A 22,890-nucleotide genomic window follows, 5' to 3' on the forward strand; every position below is an offset into this window, starting at 1 on the left:
CCGAGGATTTCGAAGGAGAGGACCATGCCACGGGGGATTGCCGACGTCGTTTCAGAACATTCGCTCACCAACAAGGGCCTGGCGACGATGATGCACATCGTCTTCGCAATGTGGCAGTCCGGCTACGAGCCCGAAGATTATAAGACGCTGCTCGACAGGCAGGACCGCGAGATGCAGGGCCGCCTGCGGCGCGCCATTTCCGGCGGCCTCGTGGAGCTGAATGCGGCGATCGAGCTATTGGACGGCGCGGAAGGGCTGGTCGCCCTGTTCGCCAAACATTCCTCCGGCACGATCTACAGCGCTCTGCTGAATGATTTGCAGCAGGAAAAGACGAAGCGAGAACAGGCGGCGGTGACGATACAGCGCGCCTTCCGCAGTCACCAGGTCGCGCAGCGCCAGCAGAGCCTCGGCGTCAGCGGGGTCAAGGCTTGCACGGCGCGGCAGATTCCGATCGCCGAGCTGACCGCCGTCGAGAAGCAGCTCGTGGGAATCCTGCAGCAGCTGCATCAGGAGGCGAATGAGGCCGCGACAAATGCGGCCGACAAGAAAATCGGCGCCAAAAGCCGCGCCACGAAGGCTGCGGTGAGAGCGGAAAAGGACGTCGAAACCTATTTCAAAACGCTCGAGCAGCGCGTCGAGCGCCGCATCCTCGAGAAAAACGCCGTCGCCGTGTTTCCGACGGCGCTGCCGCAGACGAAAACCCATCAGATCGCTCTTTTCAACGCCGCGCATGCGGAGCCGTTCAACGCATCGAGCTTCCTCCTCGCGGTGGAGAGCTTCTTCTCCTATCGAACGACCAGCGTCGACGCGCTCGCCTGCACGGCCTATGCGGACTATTGGCTCTCCATGCTGCCGAAATGGAAGATGCTGGAAGACACGTCCAAACGAAAAGCCTATGCGAAGCTCTGGTGCTGCCAATCCGACACAGCGGCGAAGCTCGTCAAGATTCCTTCCGCCCATTTGGACGTGCTGTTCAAGCAGACGACTATTCCGGCTTCCACGATTTTGACGGCCTGCGAGCCGTTCTGGGAAAATCTGCACCGGCTCAAGGTCGAGAAAGTCTTCGGCATCGTCGCGAGGTGCCAAGCGAACGGCGTCGGCGTTGCGCCGCTGCAGGTCTTTCAGTTCATGGCGGATCATTGGAACGAGAGCGAGCTTCCGAAATTCATCGCCCGCAATAGCGAGTTCGCCGTTTGGGCCGTCAAATATCAGACGAGCTGGCCGTGGGCGTTTCTGAAGAAGTTCAAATTCGAGACCCTATCGACCACCAATGACGGCAAGCAGTTTCCCAATGGCTTTCATCCGAGATTCAGGACCTACGCCCTCCACCATTTTATGACACGCCACACCTACGCTTATTTCGACCCGAAAAAATACAAGGAGGCGCCGCTGGCCGACCGCACTGGGTTCTTCGACGAGGGAGCCACGCTACAAAGCGTCGGCCTGCTGTTGCAGAACGTCATCGGAAATGTCGATGTCGGCAGTCAGCCCGGCGGACGACGCTATGTAGACTACAATCACGAGCGCTATTGCTTCGGTTACAACGGGACTCATATCAATCAGTTCTACCGATGCACCGAAGGCGAAACGACTTGGACGCGAGAGCAGCTGCTCCAGCTCTGCAGCATTCTCGATCCGCCGGCGGAGATGGCGGTGAGCATCAACTGAGCGGCGCGCAGGCGGCGCGAGCTGCGACGCGCGGCTGGCGCTTCGCCCGCGGGGCGCTATCTGCCTCCGCGACGCTCGCCCACCGGAGGCCGGGATGGATCTCGACTATCTCGTCTCGGCCTTTGTGACGCTGCTCGTCGTCGTGGAGCCGCTCGGCCTCGCGCCGGTCTTCGTCGCCGCGACATCGGGGCTCGAGGCGCCGATGAAGCGCGCCATCGCCTTTCGCGCCGCCGTCTATGCGCTGGCCATTCTCGCGGGCTCGGCGCTGATCGGTCAGCGTCTGCTCGGCGCGATGGGCATTTCCATTCCCGCCTTCCGCATCGCGGGCGGATTTCTCTTATTTTCGATCGCCTCTGAAATGGTGTTCGGCGTGCGCATTCAGCGCGACTCCAAGGCGGCGGAAAAAGCGCTGGCCGAGCATGTGCACCATCTTGCCGCCTATCCGCTGGCCATTCCGCTGATGGCCGGCCCCGGCGCCATCACCGCGACCGTGCTGCTCGCCGGCGACGCGCATGGCGATGTGACGCTCCTCGCGAGCCTGATCGCGGTGATCGCCGGCATAATGGCGATTTGCCTGGTCTTTTGCCTGATCGCGGGAGAGGTGGCGCAATTCTTCGGCACGGCGGCCAATGTCGTGCTGACGCGATTGCTGGGCGTGCTGCTCGCCGCCCTCGCCGTGCAATTCGTCGCCGATGGCGTGCGGGCGTTTTTGCAGGGGTGAGCGGCGACGCGATCTCGCGGGATCGCGTCGCTGCGTCGCGTCAATGGTGGACGTTCGCCCAGATCTTGCGCTTGGTGAAATAGACCAGGAAGGACAGCACGATCAGAAAGCCGACGATCTTCAGCCCGATCGACTTGCGCTCCTCGAGATGCGGCTCGGCGGTCCACATCAGGAAAGCGGCGATGTCCTTCGCATATTGATCCACCGTCTGCGGCGCTCCGTCGTCATAGGTCACGACGCCGTCGGAGAGCGGCGGCGGCATGCCGATGCGATGGCCGGTCATATAGACGTTGTAATATTGGCCGGGCGGCAGCTCCACGCCATGCGGCGCATCCGTGTAGCCCCCGAGCAGAGCGACGATGTAATCGACGCCGTGCTCCTGATAGGAGAAGCCCGGCAGCGCGTCGGCGAGGAACAGCGGGAAGCCGCGCGAATAGCCGCGCGCCTTGGCGAGCACGGACATGTCCGGCGGATAGGCGCCGTTCATCGCCGCGCGCGCCGCCTGCTCATTGGGGAAGGGCGGCGGGAAATGGTCGCTCAGCCGGCCGGGACGCTCGAAATAATCGCCCGCGTCATTCGGCCCGTCCTTGATCTTATAGCTTTCGGCGATCTCCTTGGCCTGCGCCTCGGAGAGCTCCGGCCCGCCCTTCTCGGCGAGATTGCGGAAGGCGACGCGCGAGAGCGAATGGCAGCTCGCGCAGACTTCCTTATAGACCTTGAAGCCGCGCTTCAGCTGCGCCTGATCGAAGCTGCCGAAGGCGCCGGCGAAGCTCCATTGCTGGCGCGGCGGCTTGGGCTGCGAATGCGCGCCGCCCTCCTCCGCCACAGCGGCGCCCGCGGCGCCGACCAAGGCCGCCGCCATCACGAGGGATTTGACCGATTTCATGATCGATGCTCGCTGACCGTCACGCATGGGGCTTCTCCTCCTCGGTGGCGGCCTCGCCGAGCGAGGCGGCGATCGACCGCGGCTCCGGCAGGGTCTGCTCATATTTGCCGAGAAGCGGCAGCACGACGAGGAAGTGCAGGAAGTAATAGGCCATCAATATGCGGGCGGCGATGAGATAGACGCCCTCCGCCGGCTGCGCGCCGAGATAGCCGAGGCCGACCGACACGAAGACGAAGACCCAGTAGAACTTCTTGAAGGTCGGACGATAGACGCCCGAACGCACCTTCGACGTGTCGAGCCAGGGCAGCGCCGCCACGATGAGAATGGAGGAAAACAGCGCGATGACGCCGACGAGCTTGTTGGGGATGGCGCGCAATATCGCATAGAAGGGCAGGAAATACCATTCCGGCACGATATGCGGCGGCGTCACCAGCGGATTGGCCTCGATGTAATTATCGGGATGGCCGGTGTAGTTGGGCGCGAAGAAGGTGAGCCAGGCGTAGAGCACGATGAAGATGACGAGGCCGACAGAATCCTTCAGCGTCGCATAGGGCGTGAAAGGCACGGTCTCCTTCTTTATGTCCTTCACCTCGACGCCCGTCGGATTGTTCTGCCCCGTCACATGCAGCGCCCAGACATGCAGGCCCACGATGGCCACGATGACGAAGGGCAGGAGGTAATGCAGCGCGAAGAAGCGGTTGAGCGTGGCGTTGTCGACCGAATAGCCGCCGAGCAGCCAGGTGGTGATGGAATTGCCCACATAGGGAATGGCGGTGAAGAGATTCGTGATCACCGTCGCCGCCCAGAAGGACATCTGGCCCCAAGGCAGCACATAGCCGAGGAAGCCCGTCGCCATCATCAGCATGAAGATCACGACGCCGAGGATCCACAGCACCTCGCGCGGCTCCTTGTAGGAGCCGTAATACATGCCGCGGAAGATGTGGATATAGACGGCGAGGAAGAACATGGAGGCGCCGTTGGCGTGCGCATAGCGCAGCGCCCAGCCCCAATTCACATCGCGCATGATGTGCTCGATCGAATCGAAGGCGAGCGTCGTCTCCGGCGTGTAGTGCATCGCCAGAACGATGCCGGTCACAATCTGCGCGACCAGCATGAAGGAGAGGATCGCGCCGAATGTCCAAAGATAGTTGAGGTTCTTCGGAACGGGATAGGCGACGAAGGATTCGTGGATGAAGCCGAGGATCGGCAGGCGCCGCTCGAGCCAGCGCGCAAAGCCGCTCTTCGGCGTGTAGGTCGAATGTCCGGTCATGGATGGTGGTCTCGGAAGTTGGGACGGCGAGGCCGCGATCAGCCGATCTTGATCTTGGTGTCGCTCAGGAAGGCGTAGTCGGGCACTTCGAGATTGGTCGGAGCCGGACCGCTGCGAATGCGGCCGGAGGTGTCGTAGGTGGAGCCGTGGCACGGGCAGAACCAGCCGTGGAACTCGCCCTCATGGCCGGTGGGGATGCAGCCCAAATGGGTGCAGACGCCGACGACGACGAGCCATTCGGCCTTCTTCACGCGCGCCGAATCGGCTTGCGGATCGGGCAGCTCGGCGAGCGGGACATTCTGCGCGGCCTCGATCTCTTGGCGAGTGCGATGCCGCACGAAGACCGGCTTGCCGCGCCATTTGACGGTGACGATCTGCCCCTCGGGAATTGCCGAGATGTCGAGCTCCGTCGAGGCCAGCGCCAATGTCGAAGCGTCTGGATTCATCTGCGCGATCAACGGCCATACGGCGGCGCCCGCTGCGACCGTCGCCGCCGCGCCCGTGGCGAGGAACAAAATATCCCGGCGGTTCGGCTCCGCCTTTGTCGCATTGCTCACTTTCTGGAACCTCTCTCGCGAGTTCGACCCTGGCCCCTGCCTCTCGGCTCGTAACGCGAATGGAAACAAATCCATCCGCGATGGGCGCGCCTGTTTTGAGCAGTTTGGCGTGAGACCGCAAGCGGCCTTCGCGTCGCTGCGACAAATAGCGCGCTTGCCGGCGCCTCGAGATCACTGACGCAGCACGCCGCTCTTGTCCACAAACGGCCCTTGGGAAATTTTGTCAACCGCCGGAAGCGTCGCGGCGGCGGCGTCCCTTGACGCGAGCGCCCGCGGCGAGGCTCATGCGGGTCGCTTTAAGGAGGCGCGTGAGGACATGAGCGGCCGTTATCTGGTTTTCGTGGCGACGGTGGTCAGCCTCATCGCGGTTCCGGGGCCGGACATGCTCTATGTGCTCGGCCGGGCGCTGGCTTCCGGCGCGCGGGCGGGCCGCTTCTCCGCCGCCGGCATAGCCTTCGGCTATGCGCTGCTCACTCTTTTGGTGGCGGCCGGCTTTCAGCTCGTTTTCGCGGCTTTTCCGGCGCTGTTCCTCGCCCTCAAATATATCGGCGTCGCCTATCTCTCCTGGCTGGCCTTTCGGCTCATCCGCTCTGACGGCGGCTTCGGGGCGCCGAGCCGCGGCCGGGAGCGCACGGATTGGGCGGCCTTTTCGGCCGGCGTCGGCACCAGCCTGCTCAATCCAAAGGGGCTCTTGTTCTATTTCGCGATACTGCCGCAGTTTTTCGACGCCGCGGACGGACCGTTCTGGCGGCATGCGCTCGTCTATGGCTGGACCACGAGCTTCCTGTGCCTGACGCTCTATTCCGCGCTCGCCCATGCGGCGAGCTATGGCGCCCGGCGCTGGACGCCGGAGCCGACGGCCAGCCGCAATCTCTCGCGTCTCGCCGGCGTTTTGCTGCTCGTCTCCGTTCTGGCCATGCTCGGCGCCGAATGGAGCGGCGCGGCCCTTCATTGACGCGCCCGCGGCCGGGAGAGGCCGCGGGCTCGGCGAGGACCGACGCCTTATTTGGTCACGATCGGCGCGACCGTAGGAGCGGCGGGCGTCGTGAAGTGATAATTGAGGCCGCCGCGCACGATATGGCCGGCGCTCTTCACGGTGAGCGGCACGGCGCCGAAATTGGTGGAATAGCTGACGCCCGAGTCGGCGAGCTGCGTGTAGAGATATTCGCCCTTCACCGAGATCTTGTCCGACCAGGCGTATTCGAAGCCGGCGCCCGCGGTCCAGCCGGCGCGAACGGTCGTGCCCGTGGAGAGCTGACCGATCGTCACGGGTAGATTCGAGGTGAAGCCGCCCGGCGCAAAATCCGTCCCATAGGCGAAGCCTGCGGTCCCGTAGAGGATCCATTTCGGCGTGAAGGCGTAGCCCGCGCGGCCACGGAATGTGCCGAACACGCCCGTATCGGTCGGGCTCGGCGTGTTGAAGCCGCCCGTCTCGGCGTTGATCGCGCCGCGATAGCCGAAATCGGCCTCGAGGCCGAGGACGATGGTCGGCGACCATTGCCAATTATAGCCGAGCGTGCCGCCGCCGACGAAGCCCGAGCCGCGCAGCGGCGACTCGCGGAAATAGGTGAAGGTCCCCTCGCCCAGCAGCGCGCCGGCATAGGCGCCGATATAGGCGCCCTGCCAGCTGAAGACCGGCGCCGGCGGCGGGACAGGCGCGGATTTGGTCGACGGCAGATCCGCCGCCGCCGCCCCGCCCGCCGCGAGCGCCGCCGCGAGGGCGGCGATCGTGCGGAAGCTTCTCGTCCAATTCGACATTATCCAACTCCTCATGCTTTCAGCTCGTCAGTAGAGCTTTACTTTCAAAGTCGCCCCGTAAGCGCGGAAGGCGTTATCGCCGAAAGTCACCGTCTGAGGAGCCGAGCCCGTGGTCGTCGCCGTGCCGATGGTCTGCGCGGTCACGTAACGCTGGTCGAAGAGATTCTTCGCCCAAAAATGCAGGCTGTAGCGCTCGTCGTCGGTCCTTAGGCCGATGCCGAAATTCACGATCGAATAGGAGGGCTGGAACACCGAATAGATGGAGCCCGGCTGTGATAGCTGCGTCTTGTATTTCCAGGCGAGATTGCCGTAGGTGAAGGCTGTGACCGGCACGTCGGCGAAGCCGCCGATCCCTTCGAATATGCGGCCGAGCGGAAGCTCGTAATTGACGCCGATATTGAAGGAGTAAGGCGCGACCGGGCTATTGCCGGCGACGCCGCCGGTGATGCGCTGGCCGGAAAGATCGACCGAGAGCGGCGCGGCGACGCCATTCACATTGAGCGAGGCCGGCCAAGTCCAATCCGGCGGCGGCGCGGCGTTCTTGTAATTGACGTAGCGCGCATCGGTGAGAGCGCCCGAGAAGGTGATCCACAAGCGCTCGACCGGATTCCAACGGCCGTCGAACTCGAAGCCGCGCAGACGCACATGGCCGATATTGCCGAGATAGGTCTTGCGCAACGGCACGCCCGTCACATCGACGATGGCGGTGTTCACCAATATCGACTGGAAGTCGTAGATGTCGTTCCAATAGAGATTGCCGTTGAGGATGAGCTTATTGTCGAGCCAATTGGTCTTGACGCCGAGCTCATAGTCCCACGACACCTCCGGCTTGGTGACGACCGGCTGCCACTCCTTGAAATTCTGCTTGCTGTCGAACACGGGCAGAGCGGCCGTGTTGATGGCGCCAGACTTCTCGCCGCGCGCCGCCGAGCCGTAGAACAGAATGTTGTCGCTGTATTTATAGGACGGATTGACGAGGCCCGAGAGCGAGTTGCGCGTGGCCTTGCGTCCACCCGTGTCGAAGAAGGTGGTGCCGGCCGCGGTCTGCATCGCCGCCGCCTGCGCGCTCGTGTAGACGCCGCTCGCCCAGCCGAAATCCGAACCCTCTCTGATCTCGAATGTGTCGCGCAGACCCGCGGTCAGCGCCCATTGCTCGTCGATATGCCAAGTCGCCTGGCCGAATTCCGCGAGGCTGAAGGTGCGCGCCTTGCCGTCCGTATGCTCGGAGGTTCCGTTGAGCAGCGCCGGATCGGCGTTGAAATTATTGAGCAGCCATTGCGACGCCTGATAGCCATAGTCCGTGTGCTGATAGGACGAGACGGCCTCGTGCAACGCATAGACGCCGACCTGCCATTCGATGGTCTGATCCTTGGGCGAGGCGAGGCGAACCTCCTGCGAATATTGATCCACCTTCACATCGAAGGCGTTGCCGCTGATCTGCGTGTAATTATTGCCGAGCGAGTTGCGCGGATGCAGGATGAACTCGCGCCAGGCGGAGATCGCCGTGAGCGTGTTGTCGCCGATCTGCACATTGATCTCGTTCGACACGCCCGTCGTGCGCTGATCGAGATTGCCGAGGCGCGACAGCACCGGCGCATAGGGGCTGTTGACGAGAAAGGGAATGTGCAGGCGCGACGCGAGATTTTGCGCATAGGTCGTGTTGATCGCGCCATTGGCCCAGACCGGGAAGGTATTGCCGATGACGCCGCTGTAATTATTGTACTCGTCGGAGCGCAGGCGATCGAAGATCAGGCGATCGGTGAAATTGTCGCCGACATAATAGAGCTGGCCGCGCACGCCCCAGCGATTATTGTTGAGCAGATCAGCGCCGGTGAGCGCGTCATTGATCGCGCCGTCGCTCTTGTCGAGAAAGAAGGTGACGCGATAGGCGAGCTTGTCGTCGATGATCGGGCCGCTGATATTCGCCTTCTCTATGATGCGGCTGCGATTGGCGAAGGAGGTCTCGAAACTGGCCTCCGGCGTGAAGGACGGCAGCTGCGTATGGATGACGACGGCGCCGACCGTGGTGTTCTTGCCGAGCAGCGTGCCCTGCGGGCCGCGCGCCACTTCGAGGCTCTGCAGATCGACGAAATCCGCCCATTGGAAGCCGACATGCGTGTAGAACACATTGTCTACGATGAGTCCGACCGCCGATTCCGAGCCGTCCGCGCCGCCGGAAATGCCGGAAATGCCGCGGATCGACATGGCGGATGTGCGCGGATTGGTGACATAGGGAACGAAGTTCGGCACTTTCTGCGCGAAATCGCCCAGACGCTCGATATGCTCGCGCTCGGCGGTCTTTCTGCCGACGACGCTGACCGGCAGCGGCACGTCCTGGGCTTTCTCCTCACGCAGTCGCGCGGTCACGGTCACATCGTCGACCTGCGCATTGGCGGCTGCCGCGGCGGCCGCATTATTGGCGTCAGCGGCCGGCGCGGGCGCCGATTGCGTGGCCGCCGGGCCGGCTCCAAAGACCAGAACGCCCGCCGCCGCCAATGAGGCGAAGCCGACGCTGCGCAACAAGCTCGCACGCGACTCTCTCTTCTCTCCACTCGCTCTCGACATCACCACAGTTTCCCCATGTCCCGTCGCACGCGGCCCCTCGCGGAGCCACGGCGACGGTTTACGCAGCGCTCCCCCATGGCGCGCTTACGTATAATATCTATAGACTACGTAGATTTCGTAGGGGACGTCAACAGCTTCGCTCACCCTCGCCGGCGAGCGGCGGCCTTTCGCGCAAGGCCTGTGGCGCCGCCGCAACAGGCGGCTCCCTGCGCGAAAAAAAATGCCCCGCCTCCTTTCGGAGACGGGGCATTTTTCTCTCAACCCTATGATGAAAATAAAGAGTTCGGGATAGAGCGGACGCGCGTTAGGCGGTTTGGGCGGCGCGTCTGGCGCGCCGTTCCCCGCTCGCCGGCTCGGGAACAGGAAGGGAGCGTCGCAGGCGCCGCCACGCCAGCACCACGGCGCTGGCGCTGAGCACGACGCCGAAGGAGACCCAGACGCCCATCCAGCCCCACCACAGCCAATGATTGCGGAACCAGCCGAAGTCCCAATGATGGACGGCCGAATAGACCCAGCGATAGACGCGCCGGCTCGTGTCGAATTTCGCGAGCAGGCGGCCATCCGCCGGATCGACATAGAGCGACGTATGCTCGGGGTCGGCGAAATCGACGCGCAGCACGGGCAAGGGCTTGTCGAGCGCCGTCTGCCGATGATTGGCGAAATAATAGGAATCATAGTCGGCGAGCGTCTCGGCGCCGGCGATGGCGCCGCCCTCCTTCAGCCGAGTCGCGGCGGCGAGAATCGACGTCTCGCCGAGGCCGGCGACGGCGCCCGGAACGGCGACGGCGCGGCGCGCGCCGTCACGCGATTGCGCGAGCAGCAGCGCCTCCTCGCCGAGACGGCTCCAGGCGAGCTCGACGACATCGGCGGAGAGGCCGAGCGCGGCGGTGGGCCGCCAATCGACGACGGCCTGCGGAAGCGCGGCGCCGCGATAGCGCGCCAGCTCCTCCCGGCTCGCTGTGGCCTGCGAGAAAATCTGCCCCGGATTGGTGGAGAGAAAGCCGCTCGCCGCCCAGAAGAAAGCGAAAGTCCCGCCGATGAGCCCGGCCCAAAAATGATATTTCAGCCAGGGCTCGCGATAGGGCTGCGTGCGCCCGCGCGCATAGGTCGGACGGCCGAAAAATCCCGGCTTCCATTTGATCCAGCCGATGACGACGCCGCTGAAGGCGCCGATGGCGGCGAAAAATCCGACATAGGTGAGCGCGTCGCGCCGATATTCGCCGGCGCCGAGCACATCCAGCCAGCGGAAGAGATGCAGCCAATTGCCGGCGTAGATGAAAGCGCGCTCGACCCGCGTCGAGACTTGCGCGACCTCGCCCGTGCGCGCCGAGACGATGATCTGCGTGCCCGCGCCATCTCCCGTCGCGAATCGATGAAACGGCTTCAGCGTCTCGGCGTTGCGCAGGCCGACGGCCGCTTCCACCGTGTCGAGATAGAGCAGCGAGGGCGCGCCGAGCCAGTCGCGCGCGATGCGCTCCGCCGCCTGCGGATCGAAATCGACGAGCGCGCCATTGGTCGCAGAAAGGGCGAAACGCCGGCCGGCGTCGTCCTCGACCAGCCAGATCGGCTCATCGCCCACGCGCTGCAGCCGTGCATCGGAGAGGCCGGGCTCCGCCTTGGCGCCGCCATGCGCATGATGGCCGCCGCCTCCCATGCCCCCGCCATGTCCCATGCCGCCGCCGACAGCCTCGCCGCCGTCCTTGACGGCCTGCGCGCGCGCTGCGGCGCTGGCGCTCAGCGCCTCGCCCAGCGAGAGCCACCCGTCCTGCGGCAGAAGCGCCGGCGCATGCGCCAGCCTCTGCGCACGGTCGATCGTCGGCGAGCCGATGAAGGCGATGGATAATCCGGTGGAGAACCAGACGAGCATGAACAGCGCCAATACGACGCCCACCCATCTGTGAAGAAAGAGCAATTTCGACATTCGGGACGCTCCGCATCGCGCTGAATGGCCGCGGCGGCGGTTCCGCCGACGGCAGGAAAAAGACGCCGCGAAATTTAATTGATGAATATGACTAGGTAAATAGGAATATATCGGGTTTTCCCGGCCGTCGCAAAGCGATGGACGCAGCCGCCGCCAGGCCCGCGGCGCCCCTCCCCGCGCCGGATTGCGTGGTCGCCACAAGGGGACTCTCCACAATCGCGAAGCCGTCGTCTTCGGCGCTAGCGTTTCTCCTGCGCCTCGGACGCTCGCGACATTTCAGCGGATCGCGATCGATGAGCCGAGCGCTCTGCGGAGGAGCGGCGTGGGCACCTATATCGCGCATACGCGACGCAAGGCGAAGCCGAGCAAGGCGGAGACGTCGACGATAGACGCGGCGGCGATGGCGGCGCGCGAGCAGGCGCTCGCCGAGCTGCGCGAGCAGCAGCGCATAGAGGCCGAGCGCCTGCGCGCCGAGAAGGCCGCGCGCGCGCTGCGCCGCGCCGTTAGCAAGCGCATGACTCCTGCCGATCCCGACACGTCGGGACGCCGCCGCACGGCGACGCGCGCCGCCGGCATCATGCTGATCTCGGCGACCGGCGGCTTGCGCACGCAGAGCGTGTCGCTGTTTCGCGGCTCTGGACGCACGGGCTCCGATCTCTGGCTCGCCGACGTGCAATTCGAGCAGGAGAAGGGCGTCGCCCATTTCATCAATGACCTCGCCACTCCGGCCGACAAGGACGCGCTGCATGCGATGCGCGCGCTGGCGCCGCGAATCGCCGAGCACATCTTCCTCGGCGCGCCGCCGCAGGACGGGATCGACGACCGCAACATGAACACGGCGTTTCGTCTGGCGCAGTCTTTCATGCACAAGACGCACTACACGGCCTCGCTCTCCGAGGAGGAGAAGCAGCGGCTGAGCTTCTCCATCTTCGAGGAGCTGCAATCGGTGACGGCGATGCGGCTGCGCCATTTGCAAAAGGAGCAGGAGCGCATCGTCGAGAGTCTCATGCACAAGACGAAATTGCACCGTTCGGAATGCAACGGCCTGCTCGCGCCGATCTATGAGGGATATGAGGAGTTCCGCCGCGCCGAGCAGGAAGGCCGGCCGGCGCGCGCGCCGCAGCGGCAGGAGACGCCGGTGGAGCAGGCGCCCATCGAGTCGTTCGAGGAAGACCATCGCGCGACCGGCACGCATGGGCGGTGAGGCGCGCGCGATCGTCGCGCCGCGTCAGCCGATCGCGAGATAGACGACGAAGCCCGCGCCGAGCAGCAGCAGCGCGGCGAGCACGACGAGCTCCGCCGTCCCCGCGTCGAAGCCATGCTGCGCCTCATCGGCGATGAGACGCCGCGTGTGAATGAAACGCACGGTTGCGACGACGATCAGCGCGACTCCTCCGAGCACCAGCAGGCCGCCGCCTCCCCAACTCGTCAATGGTCCCGACAATTTTTCGAAACGCCGCAAGATCGGGCCGCGCTCTACCTCCGGTAGCGTGGCGCTGATCGTATGCACGAAAAGATCGAATTTCTCGATCACGAAGCCGAGCGCCATGATCGCGACGCCGGTCCGCACCCATGCGAGAAACGTGCGCTCATTGGCGGCGTGGCTGACGTAATCACGAATCATGACGTCTCCTCTCGCATGGTCGGGGAACGCGATTCGCGCGGGTCGCGGGCGCGACGAGTCGACGCGTATTGAACCCCTTCGGCGACGCGATAGATAGCCCGATGTCGATCCGCCGACATCTTCGGAGCATCCGTCATGATTTATCCGATGAGGAGCCTCACGGCCGCCATTGTGATCGCCGCGAGCGCCGCCGCCGCCCAGGATTGTCGATCGACGAGCGACTCAGGCGCCACGCGATGCGTCGCGGGCGTGCTCTACCGATGCACATGCACGCGCGGAATCGGCGCGACCACATGCACATGGGACAATGCCGCGGCGCTGTGCTCGGCGCTCTCCGCGCATGACGCCGCAGGCGACATAGAAGCGAAGGACGAGCCTGCGCCGACCGCCGCCGCGCTGACGCCGTGACGCTCAGATGCCGGCGCCGAAGGTGAAGGATTCGCTCAGCGGCTTCGCCTGCGTGACATTGCTGCCCGCCGGCACGCCATGCGTCAGCCAGACATTGCCGCCGATGACGGAGCCGCGACCGATGGTGATGCGGCCGAGCACTGTGGCGCCGGCGTAGATCACCACATCGTCCTCGATGATCGGATGACGCGCGCCGCCCTTCACCAGCGCGCCGGTCTCATCGACCTCGAATCGTTTGGCGCCCAGCGTCACCGCCTGATAGAGCCGCACATTCCTGCCGATGACCGCGGTCTCGCCGATGACGACGCCGGTGCCGTGATCGATGAAGAAGCCTTCGCCGATCTCCGCGCCCGGATGAATGTCGATTCCCGTCGCCGAATGCGCGATCTCCGACACGAGCCGCGCGAGCATGGGCGCGCCGAGCAGATAGAGACGATGCGCGAGCCTGTGGCGAATGATCGCCGAAAGGCCGGGATAGGAGAACACCACCTCGTCGAGGCTCTTGGCCGCGGGATCGCCCTCATAGGCGGCGCGAATATCGGTGTCGAGCAGCGCCCGTATCAGCGGCAGCGCCTGCGCGAAAGCGTCGACGATCTCATGCGCGCGCGGGCGATGGTCGATGGTTCCGTCATCCGAGCCATTGGCCAGCAATTGCAGCTCGCGCCGCACCTGCTCGCGCAGGGCGCGCAGGCTCTTGTCCAGCGTGTAGAGCACGAAGCCGTCGGCGCTGTCGGTGGTCAGCTCCGGCGGACCGAAATGGCGCGGATAGAGGCTCGCCGCGAGCCCCTCGATGATCTCGATCGTCGCCTCGCGCGAGGGCAGCTCGGGCAGGCGCCCATCGCGATAGCGGCGCTTCTGCGAGGCGCGACGCAATTCGCCGAGCTCCGCGACGATGCGGCCGAGCTGCGGAAATCCGCTCGGCTCGGACCCGTTTCCTGCATGCGGCCCCTGCTTTGCTTGCGTCACCGCGCCGCTCCTTCGACAGGCGGCGGAAACCGTCGCCCTCATTATATTCAGTCTATAAATCTACTACACTACTAAAGGATCGACGACAACCGCCGAGTCGGCTGGCGCGGCGGCGTCCGAGCCCTTAAATCTCCCCGCAAAGACCGAGGGATCCGATGACGACCGAAAATCCGCTGCTCTTTGCCTCGACCGAAGCTTTCGGCCTGCCGGCCTTCGGCGCGCTGAAGGCCGAGCACTATCGCCCCGCCTTCGCGGCCGCCATGGCGGAAAATCTGGCGGAGATCGCGCGCATCGCCGACGATCCCGCGCCGCCCGATTTCGAGAACACGATCGCAGCTCTCGAGCGCTCCGGCCGCCTTCTGGCGCGCGTCGGCGGCGTCTTCTGGAATCTCGCCGCGACCGACACCACGCCCGAGCTGCAGGAGATCGAGCGCGACATATCCGGCGCGCTGGCGCGGCACGAGAATGAGATATTGCTGAACGCCGCGCTGTTCTCGCGCGTCGATGCGCTCCATGCGCGCCGCGACGCGCTGGCGCTGACCGAGGAGCAGGCGCGCGTGCTGGAGCTGACGCATAAGCGCTTCCTGCGCGCGGGCGCCAAGCTCGACGAGACGGCGAAGCGCCGCATGGCGGAAATATCCGAGCGCCTCGCCAATCTCACCACATCCTTCGCGCAGAATGTGCTCGCCGACGAGGCCGATTATCTGCTGCTGCTCGACGAGAGCGATCTCGACGGGCTGTCGGAAGACTTCCGCGCCTCGGCCGCGCAAGTCGCGCAAGAGCGCGGCGCGCCGGGCAAATATGGCGTCACCCTCGCGCGCTCGAGCGTCGAGATTTTTCTGCAGAGCTCGACGCGCCGCGATCTGCGCGAGACCGCTTTTCGCGCCTGGGCCAGCCGCGGCGAGACGGGCGGCGCGACCGACAATCGCGCGCTGATCGCCGAGATTTTGCGCCTGCGCGAGGAGCGCGCGCGGCTCAATGGCTTCGCCAATTTCGCCGCCTATAAGCTCGACGACACGATGGCGAAGACGCCGACAGCGGTGCGCGAGCTCTTGGATCGTGTCTGGGCGCCGGCGCTCGCGGCGGCGAAGGCGGAGCGCGACGATCTGCAAGCGCTCGCCGAACGCGACGGCGCCAATGTCGCGATCGGCGCCGCCGACTGGCGCCATTACGCCGAGCGCGTGCGCAAGGAGCGCTATGATCTCGACCAGGCGGAGCTGCGTCCCTATTTCCAGCTGGATCAGATGATCGCCGCCGCCTTCCATGTCGCGAAACGACTGTTCGGCCTCTCCTTCGTCGAGGTGGAAGGACTCGATCTCTATCACCCGAGCGTGCGCGCCTTCGACGTTCGCGATGCGAAGGGCGAGCATGTCGCGCTCTTCCTCGGCGATTATTTCGCGCGGCCCTCCAAGCGCGGCGGCGCCTGGATGTCCGAGTTTCGCGGCCAGGAGAATCTCGACGAACGCATTCGTCCCATCATCGTCAATGTGCTGAACTTCTCGCGCGCGCCCGATGGCGCGCCGACTCTGCTCAGCCTCGACGACGCGCGCACGCTGTTTCACGAGTTCGGCCATGCGCTGCACGGCATGTTGTCGGACGTCACCTATCCGCTCGTCGCCGGCACCAATGTCGCGCGCGATTTCGTCGAGCTGCCCTCGCAGCTCTATGAGCATTGGCTGCTGGAGCCGGAAATTCTCCGCGGCTTCGCGCGCCACGCCGAGACAGGCGCGCCAATGCCGGAGGAATTGCTCGAGCGCATCCAAAAGTCGCGGCACTTCAATCAGGGCTTCGCCAGCGTCGAATTCTGCGCCTCCGCCTATGTCGATCTCGATCTGCACGAAAGCGCGATCGACGAGAGCTTTGACGCGCTTGCCTTCGAGCGCGAGAGCCTCGCGCGCATATCGATGCCGGAAGAGATCATCATGCGGCACAGGACGCCGCATTTCACTCATGTCTTCGCCGGCGACGGCTATTCGGCCGGCTATTACTCCTATCTCTGGGCGGAGACGCTGGACGCCGACGCCTATGAGGCGTTCCTCGAGGCCGGCGATCCTTTCGCGCCCGACATTGCGGAGCGCTTGCGCCGTCACATCTATGCCGCCGGCGGAACGCAGGACCCGGCGGACGCCTATGTCGCCTTTCGCGGCCGCATGCCGAATGTCGATGCGCTGCTGCGTCAGCGCGGCTTCGCGCGTTAGCCGAACGAGAGCGCAGCGGCGCGCCCCACGAATGTCATATTCGTCGCTGCTATGCTGATCGCATGACGACGCCCCCCTCCCCTTCCAAGCGCAGCGCCATCGCGCCCTTCATCGCGATGGATGTGCTGAGCGAAACGCGTGAGCTCGAGCGGCAGGGCCGCCGCATCGTCCATATGGAGCTGGGCGAGCCCGGCGCGCCGGCGCCGCTCGCCGTGCGCGAGGCCGCGGCGCGCGCGCTCGCCCAAGGCGCCATCGGCTATGCAGAGGCGCTCGGCCGCCCAGCGCTGCGCCAGCGCATCGCGCGCCATTATGGCGAGGCCTATGGCGTCGACGTCTCGCCGGAGCGCGTCATCGTCACGACGGGATCGTCGGGCGCATTTCTCTTGGCCTTTCTCGCCGGTTTCGATCCGGGCGCGCGCATCGCCATGACGGTGCCCGGCTATCCGGCCTACGCGAATATTCTCGCCTCGCTCGGCCTCGAGCCCGTGCTGATCGATGTCGGCGCAGAGACGCTCTATTCGCCGACCGCCGCTCTGCTGGAGGCGGCGCATCGCGCAAAGCGCCTCGATGGCGCTCTGCTGGCGAGCCCGGCCAATCCCACCGGCGCGATGATTCCGAGCGACGAATTCGAAAAAATCTGCGCCTTCTGCGAGGACGCCGGAATTCTCTTCGTCTCCGACGAGATTTATCACGGCCTCTCCTACGAGCGCGCTTGCGAGACCGCGCTGGCGCATTCGCGCAACGCCGTCGTCGTGAACAGCTTCTCGAAATATTATGCGATGACCGGCTGGCGGCTCGGCTGGCTGGCGGCGCCCGAATCCCTGGTGCGACCGATGGAGCGGCTGCAGCAATCGCTCGCCATTTCGGCGCCGACGCTGGCGCAGATCGCCGCGCTCGAGGCCTTCGAGGCGAAAGCGGAGCTCGAGGCGGTGAAGGCCGGCTATGCGCGCAGCCGCGCGCTCTTGCTGGAGCGTCTGCCGCGCTTGGGCTTCAGCGATTTCGCGCCGCCGGACGGCGCCTTCTACATCTACGCCGACATCTCGCGCTTTTCCGCGGATTCGGCCGCCTTCTGCAAAAGAATGCTGGAGGAGGCCGGCGTCGCCGTCACGCCCGGAATCGATTTCGATCGCGCGCGCGGCAAGCGAACGCTGCGTTTCTCCTACGCCGGAGCGGAGAGCGAGGTGCGGCTCGGCCTCGATCGTCTCGCAGCCTGGCTCGGCGCGCCGAGACCGACCATCTGACAGCGATCGCCGGCTCGAAATCAAAACACGCGCGCAAAAGAAAAGCGCGGCGGGCCAGCGGCCCGCCGCGCTTTTTTGTCATGCGCTTTTCGTCACTCGCCGCCGAGCGAGGCCTTGGCGCGCTGCCACCAGCCGCCCTTCTTCGGGCGATTGGGGTCGGCCTCGGTGATGATCGTCTCGGTCGGCTCGCGCGGCGGCGCCGGCGGAGCCGCGGCCTCATGCACGATGGGAGCGGGCGGAGCCACAGGCTCCGGCGCAGGTGCCGCAGGAGCGGGAGCCGGAGCCGCCGAAAGAGCCTCGGGAGCCGGCGCGCTCGGAGCGACGGCCTCCGCCGGCGGAGCCGATTCGGCCGGCGCCGGAGCCTCGGCGATCGGGGCGACGGGAGCCGCCTCCGTCACGACAGGAGCCGGAGCCGCCTCGCTCGTCTCATAGGACGGAATATGCGCCTCGGCCGCGGAAACGGCAGTTTCGGCGACGCCCTCGTCGAGCGGGAAAGCGCCCTGCTCGCGAAATTCGGGCGGCAGCGGCGAGGAGCGCGTCCAACGGCCGGCGCGGCGACCGCGTCCGCCGCGGCTGCCGCGTTCGGCGGGACGCGGAACCTCATTGGCCGGCGCGGTGGGAACGCCGTCGATCTCCGCGACAATGGCGAGGCCTTCGTCGGACGGCTGCTCGGCGCCCGGCGCCGGCGCTTCTCCGCCGGAGAGTCCGCCGCCGCGTCCGCGCCGACGACGCCGACGGCGCGCCCGCGGCTGGTCCTCGCCCTCGCCCTCTTCCTCGACGAAGGGCGGACGCGCGGTTCTCTCCTCGCGGCGCGCGACCTCGGGCCGGCGCTCGACGATCTCGTCTTCCTCGGCGGACGCCTCGGCCTCGACCTCGATCTCATCCTCGAGATCGGCGAGCGAATCGACGCGCAGCGCGGTCTGAGCCGGAAGCTCGCGCACGCCGGTGGCCGGCTCGCCGCGCTCCAGCGCATGATAGGAGGTGCCGGTCAGGCTGTCGTCGGCGGAGACGGTGATGGCGACGCCGAAACGGCGCTCCAAAGCCTGCAGATGGCTGCGCTTCTGATTGAGAATATAGAGCGCGACCACAGTGCGCGTGCGCAGGATGATGTCATGCGCCGCGCTCTTGATGAGCGCATCCTCGAGCACGCGCAGCACATGCAGCGCGATGGAGGCGGTGGAGCGCACCGTGCCGGCGCCGGCGCAATGCGGGCAAGGCACAGTCGAGCCCTCGAGCACGCCGGCGCGAATGCGCTGGCGCGACATTTCGAGCAGGCCGAAATGCGAGATGCGGCCCACCTGAATGCGGGCGCGGTCGTTCTTCAGCGCGTCCTTCAGGCGGCGCTCGACGGCGCGATTGTTGCGGCTCTCTTCCATGTCGATGAAATCGACGACGATGAGGCCGGCGAGATCGCGCAGGCGCAGCTGGCGGGCGACCTCATCGGCCGCCTCCAGATTGGTGCGCAGCGCCGTGTCCTCGATATTGTGCTCGCGGGTGGAGCGTCCCGAGTTCACGTCTATGGCGACCAGCGCCTCGGTCTGATTGATGACGAGATAGCCGCCCGACTTCAGCGTCACCTGATTGGAGAACAGCGCGTCGAGCTGCGCCTCGGCGCCGGCGGAGGCGAAGATCGGATTGGGATCGCGATAGAGGCGGACGTTCTTGGCGTGGCTCGGAATGAGCATGCGCATGAAGTCCTTCGCCTCGCGATAGGACTCCTCGCCGGAGACGATGACCTCCTCGACGTCGCGGCCGTAGAGATCGCGAATGGCGCGCTTGATGAGCGAGCCTTCCTCATAGACGAGGGTCGGCGCGCTGGAGCGCAGCGTCAATTCGCGCACGCTCTCCCACATGCGCAGCAGATATTCGAAGTCGCGCTTGACCTCGGCCTTGGTGCGCGTCGCGCCGGCGGTGCGCAGAATGACGCCCATGCCTTCCGGCACCTCGAGCTCCTGCACGATCTCCTTCAGGCGCTTGCGATCGGCGCCGTCGGTGATCTTGCGGGAGATGCCGCCGCCGCGCGCGGTGTTGGGCATCAGCACGGAATAACGGCCGGCGAGCGAGAGATAGGTGGTCAGCGCCGCGCCCTTGTTGCCGCGCTCCTCCTTGACGACCTGTACGAGCAGAACCTGGCGGCGCTTGATGACCTCCTGGATCTTATACTGACGGCGTGAGCGCGAGGGCCGGTGCGGCACCTCTTCCATCGCGTCGCCGCCGATATGCTCGACGTGCTCTTCCTCGTCCTCGTGCTCTTCCTCGTCGTCATGGTCGTCGTCGCGGCGGCGGGCCTCGGCCTCCTCGCGCTCGGCCTCATGCTCTTCATCGCGCTCGTCCTGGCGGCGGGCCTTGACCTCGTGATCGGCCTCGGCCGGCTCGGCCGGCGCTTCCTCGGCATGGCCGGCCTCGACGACGCCGAAGCCCTGCGGATCGATGGAGATCGGCTCGGCCTCGACGGCCTCCAGCGGGCGCGACTCGGCCGAGAAGCTCTCGGCTGCGGCGGATTCGGATTCCGCGTTCTCGGCGCGGCTCTCCTCCGCGGCCGGCGCCGACTGCTCGGCGGCGTCGGTCTGCTCGTTCTCGGGAGCGCTTTCGGAGATCACCTCATCGGAATTGGCGCGCTTCTCGGCGCCGTCGGAATGGCGACGGCGCGAGCGGCGACGGCCTCCGCCGCCACCACCGCCATGGGAACGCGGCTCCTCGTCTTCCTGCTGATGGACGCGGCTCTCCTCCTCGAGCAGAGCGATCCGATCGGCGACGGGAATCTGATAATAATCGGGATGAATTTCGGCGAAGGCCAGAAAGCCGTGACGATTGCCGCCGTAATCCACGAAGGCGGCCTGGAGCGACGGCTCCACACGCGTGACCTTGGCGAGATAAATATTGCCGCGCAAAGGCCTTTTGTCGGCGGCTTCGAAGTCGAATTCCTGAACGCGATTGCCACGTAGCACGACTACGCGGGTTTCCTCCGGGTGGGAGGCGTCGATGAGCATTTTGTTGGCCATGAGAAACTCTTTGCGGCGCGACGCGAGGCGACGCCGGCGGTCTCGAGCGAACGTCCGGTGAGGGACGATGCGACCGCGGTCCGGCGAAGCGTCGGAGCGTCGACGCGTGTCTTCTGGGAGTTGGTGTCGATCGCGAAACATCGGATACGCGAACCGGCGCGACCGCCGGCGAACTGGGCGAGAGGCCCGACCGGCCGCCGAAGCGGGACCGACCAGGAGCCGAAGTGACGACGGCTCGGCGCGACAGCGCGAATCGATTCGTCCGCCGGCGCGCGATACTCTCGCGCGGAGCGGGGCCTCGATTGGCGGCATGTCATGGACTTCGCCATGAGCTCGTCACAAAAACCTTATGTCACAGCGCCTTACGGCGGCGCCCGCCCGTTCGGAACCCGCGCGCGAGGCGTGCATTCGAACGTAATTCGCTCCGTGGAAAAACGCGCCGTCCGTCCCGAGACGATTCCCGGCGCCGTGAGACGCCGAAATTGCGCGAGGCGCATTTCGAACCCTTCCACGGAACGGTTCCATACATAATGTCTCGAAGGCGACACCGCAAGTTGGCCGGCGGCTCCGCCCACAGGCTGGCGATCCCCTCCGCACAAAAATGCGCGGGCCGCCATTTTCCGAATGATTTCCGATCGATCGCCTCATGCAACGGCGATCGGGACGGGCGCTAACGTCGCGTTAACCAGATATCCTCAGAAAGATTCCGGGCTCGCGCGCATGCGCGAGCCACGCCATATTATTATCGGGCGAACGCGTGAGCGGGGCGATTCAGAACATGGACGAGATGCGACCGACGGGGGCCGGGCCTTCGCGGAGAGGCGGGCGACGTGCGCCTGCGCTGCGCTTTGCCGCGGCGGCCCTCGCCCTCGCCCTCTCCGGCGCGCCCGCAGCAGCCGGACCCGTCGCGCCCGAGCCTGTCTCTGCCATCGCCGTCCGCTTGGAGCAGCAGAAGGACCGCGCCCGTCTTGTCTTCGAGACGACGGCGGAGGTGAAGCCGAGCGTCTTTCCCGTCGCCGACCCTTATCGAATCGTCGTCGATCTCCCCGAAATGGCCTTCCGTCTCGACCCGGAGGTCGGCCGCCCGGCCAAGGACAAGCGCGGCGGCGACGATCTCGTGACCTCCTTCCGATTCGGCCATTTCGCGCCAGGACGCTCGCGAATCGTCGTCGATCTCGCGCGGCCGGCCAAAATCCTTCGCGCCGAGAGCGATTCGAAGCTCGGCTCCCCGCGCCTCGTCGTCGAGCTCGAGCCGACCGACGCCGCGAGCTTCGCCGCAGAGGCGGCCCGGCTCGCCCCTACCGTTTCCGCCGCCACCGCCCCCGCGGCCGAGCCGCCGGCGCCCACGGCCGACGCCAAGCCTCTGCTGGTCATCGACCCCGGCCATGGCGGCGTCGATGTCGGCGCCGCCGGCCCGCATGGCGAGCAGGAGAAGACCATCGTCCTCGAATTCGCCCGCGCGCTGAAGGGCAAGCTCGAGGCGGACGGCAAGCTGCGCGTGCTCCTCACCCGCAATGAGGACGCCTTCATGGCGCTCGACGAGCGCGTGCGCGTCGCGCGTCAGGCCGGAGCGGAGCTGTTCCTTTCGATCCACGCCGATACGCTGGGCGAGACCAGCGTCGAGGGAGCGACGGTCTACACCGTCTCCGCCCGCGCCTCCGACTCGGAGGCCGCCAAGATCGCCGAGAAGGAGAATTTCGCCGATCGCGCCGCCGGGCTCGAGCGCAAATCCGAGGACGCGGGCGAAGTCGGCGACATTCTCTACGATCTCACCCGCCGCGAGACGCGCGCCTATAGCCATGTCTTCGCCCGCACGCTGATCGCCTATTGGCAGACGGTCGGCCATCTCAACAAGAATCCGAGCCGCTCCGCCGGCTTCGTCGTGCTGAAAGCCTTCGATATTCCGTCCGTCCTGCTGGAGCTCGGCTATTTGTCCAGCGCGCGCGACCTCTCGCGCATGCTGTCGCCGGAATGGCGCGAGCGCGCCGCAGAGGCCACCGCGCAGGCGATCGAGCGCTATTTCGACGAGCGCCGGGAGCCGGCGCAGCTTCAGGCCAGCGCGCCGTCTCAGGCCGTGGCCACGACGCAACGCCCACAATAAAACA

Annotated in this window: 17 protein-coding genes; 8 read left to right on the forward strand and 9 right to left on the reverse strand. The window is 65.8% G+C overall.

The window, feature by feature from the left end:
• Positions 1 to 24 precede the first annotated feature (24 nt).
• Both METLW4_RS0111085 and METLW4_RS0111090 read left to right on the forward strand, forming a co-directional pair.
• Positions 25 to 1,668 carry a hypothetical protein gene (locus tag METLW4_RS0111085; RefSeq protein ID WP_157235056.1) on the forward strand — a complete coding sequence of 548 codons (1,644 nt, stop codon included), beginning with the start codon at positions 25 to 27 and terminating at the stop codon, positions 1,666 to 1,668.
• Between the two features lie 94 nt (positions 1,669 to 1,762).
• A complete protein-coding gene (locus tag METLW4_RS0111090; RefSeq protein ID WP_018266281.1) occupies positions 1,763 to 2,389 on the forward strand; it encodes a MarC family protein in 627 nt (208 codons plus the stop codon).
• Between the two features lie 40 nt (positions 2,390 to 2,429).
• Here METLW4_RS0111090 and METLW4_RS0111095 read toward each other — a convergent pair whose 3' ends face one another.
• Genes METLW4_RS0111095 through petA form a run of 3 tightly spaced genes read right to left on the reverse strand, consistent with a single transcriptional unit; the run spans position 2,430 to position 5,102 of the window.
• Positions 2,430 to 3,302: a cytochrome c1 gene (locus tag METLW4_RS0111095; protein WP_245258434.1), complete on the reverse strand. Its 873-nt coding sequence runs from the start codon at positions 3,300 to 3,302 to the stop codon at positions 2,430 to 2,432.
• Complete coding sequence (locus METLW4_RS0111100) at positions 3,295 to 4,545, reverse strand: cytochrome b (protein WP_018266283.1); 1,251 nt, start codon at positions 4,543 to 4,545, stop codon at positions 3,295 to 3,297. Before METLW4_RS0111100 ends, METLW4_RS0111095 begins: the two co-directional genes overlap by 8 nt.
• Positions 4,546 to 4,583: 38 nt before the next feature.
• A complete protein-coding gene (petA, locus tag METLW4_RS0111105; RefSeq protein WP_018266284.1) occupies positions 4,584 to 5,102 on the reverse strand; it encodes a ubiquinol-cytochrome c reductase iron-sulfur subunit in 519 nt (172 codons plus the stop codon).
• 316 nt (positions 5,103 to 5,418) lie between these two features.
• Here petA and METLW4_RS0111110 point away from each other — a divergent pair, with 316 nt between their 5' ends.
• Complete coding sequence (locus METLW4_RS0111110) at positions 5,419 to 6,057, forward strand: LysE family translocator (protein ID WP_018266285.1); 639 nt, start codon at positions 5,419 to 5,421, stop codon at positions 6,055 to 6,057.
• 47 nt (positions 6,058 to 6,104) lie between these two features.
• On the opposite strand, the gene METLW4_RS0111115 is transcribed toward METLW4_RS0111110, so the two are convergent.
• The 3 genes from METLW4_RS0111115 to METLW4_RS24645 form a co-directional block, all read right to left on the reverse strand.
• Positions 6,105 to 6,860, reverse strand: coding sequence for an outer membrane protein (locus METLW4_RS0111115; RefSeq protein WP_018266286.1), 756 nt, complete (start codon positions 6,858 to 6,860; stop codon positions 6,105 to 6,107).
• A gap of 27 nt (positions 6,861 to 6,887) precedes the next feature.
• A complete protein-coding gene (locus METLW4_RS0111120; RefSeq protein WP_157235058.1) occupies positions 6,888 to 9,425 on the reverse strand; it encodes a TonB-dependent receptor in 2,538 nt (845 codons plus the stop codon).
• 304 nt (positions 9,426 to 9,729) lie between these two features.
• The gene (locus METLW4_RS24645) at positions 9,730 to 11,346 is read right to left on the reverse strand and encodes a PepSY domain-containing protein (protein ID WP_083919259.1); all 1,617 of its coding nucleotides are present in this window, start codon (positions 11,344 to 11,346) and stop codon (positions 9,730 to 9,732) included.
• Between the two features lie 322 nt (positions 11,347 to 11,668).
• Here METLW4_RS24645 and METLW4_RS0111130 point away from each other — a divergent pair, with 322 nt between their 5' ends.
• Complete coding sequence (locus METLW4_RS0111130) at positions 11,669 to 12,550, forward strand: hypothetical protein (RefSeq protein WP_018266289.1); 882 nt, start codon at positions 11,669 to 11,671, stop codon at positions 12,548 to 12,550.
• A gap of 24 nt (positions 12,551 to 12,574) precedes the next feature.
• Here the strand turns inward: METLW4_RS0111130 and METLW4_RS0111135 are convergent, their stop codons facing one another.
• Complete coding sequence (locus tag METLW4_RS0111135) at positions 12,575 to 12,970, reverse strand: YidH family protein (protein WP_018266290.1); 396 nt, start codon at positions 12,968 to 12,970, stop codon at positions 12,575 to 12,577.
• Positions 12,971 to 13,105: 135 nt separating this feature from the next.
• Between METLW4_RS0111135 and METLW4_RS0111140 the strand changes: the two genes are divergently transcribed.
• On the forward strand, positions 13,106 to 13,378 hold the full coding sequence (locus METLW4_RS0111140) for a hypothetical protein (protein WP_018266291.1): 273 nt from the start codon (positions 13,106 to 13,108) through the stop codon (positions 13,376 to 13,378).
• 3 nt (positions 13,379 to 13,381) lie between these two features.
• On the opposite strand, the gene epsC is transcribed toward METLW4_RS0111140, so the two are convergent.
• On the reverse strand, positions 13,382 to 14,344 hold the full coding sequence (epsC, locus tag METLW4_RS0111145; protein ID WP_018266292.1) for a serine O-acetyltransferase EpsC: 963 nt from the start codon (positions 14,342 to 14,344) through the stop codon (positions 13,382 to 13,384).
• A gap of 155 nt (positions 14,345 to 14,499) precedes the next feature.
• Between epsC and METLW4_RS0111150 the strand changes: the two genes are divergently transcribed.
• Positions 14,500 to 16,542 carry a M3 family metallopeptidase gene (locus tag METLW4_RS0111150; protein ID WP_018266293.1) on the forward strand — a complete coding sequence of 681 codons (2,043 nt, stop codon included), beginning with the start codon at positions 14,500 to 14,502 and terminating at the stop codon, positions 16,540 to 16,542.
• A gap of 62 nt (positions 16,543 to 16,604) precedes the next feature.
• A complete protein-coding gene (locus tag METLW4_RS0111155; protein WP_018266294.1) occupies positions 16,605 to 17,783 on the forward strand; it encodes an aminotransferase class I/II-fold pyridoxal phosphate-dependent enzyme in 1,179 nt (392 codons plus the stop codon).
• Between the two features lie 92 nt (positions 17,784 to 17,875).
• On the opposite strand, the gene METLW4_RS0111160 is transcribed toward METLW4_RS0111155, so the two are convergent.
• Positions 17,876 to 20,785, reverse strand: a complete 2,910-nt coding sequence (locus METLW4_RS0111160) for an Rne/Rng family ribonuclease (RefSeq protein ID WP_018266295.1) — start codon at positions 20,783 to 20,785, stop codon at positions 17,876 to 17,878.
• Positions 20,786 to 21,563: 778 nt separating this feature from the next.
• On the opposite strand from METLW4_RS0111160, the gene METLW4_RS0111170 reads away from it, so the two are divergent.
• The gene (locus METLW4_RS0111170; RefSeq protein ID WP_245258435.1) at positions 21,564 to 22,886 is read left to right on the forward strand and encodes an N-acetylmuramoyl-L-alanine amidase; all 1,323 of its coding nucleotides are present in this window, start codon (positions 21,564 to 21,566) and stop codon (positions 22,884 to 22,886) included.
• Positions 22,887 to 22,890: the final 4 nt, after the last annotated feature.

Origin of the sequence: Methylosinus sp. LW4 (assembly GCF_000379125.1) — a bacterium.
GTDB lineage: Bacteria > Pseudomonadota > Alphaproteobacteria > Rhizobiales > Beijerinckiaceae > Methylosinus.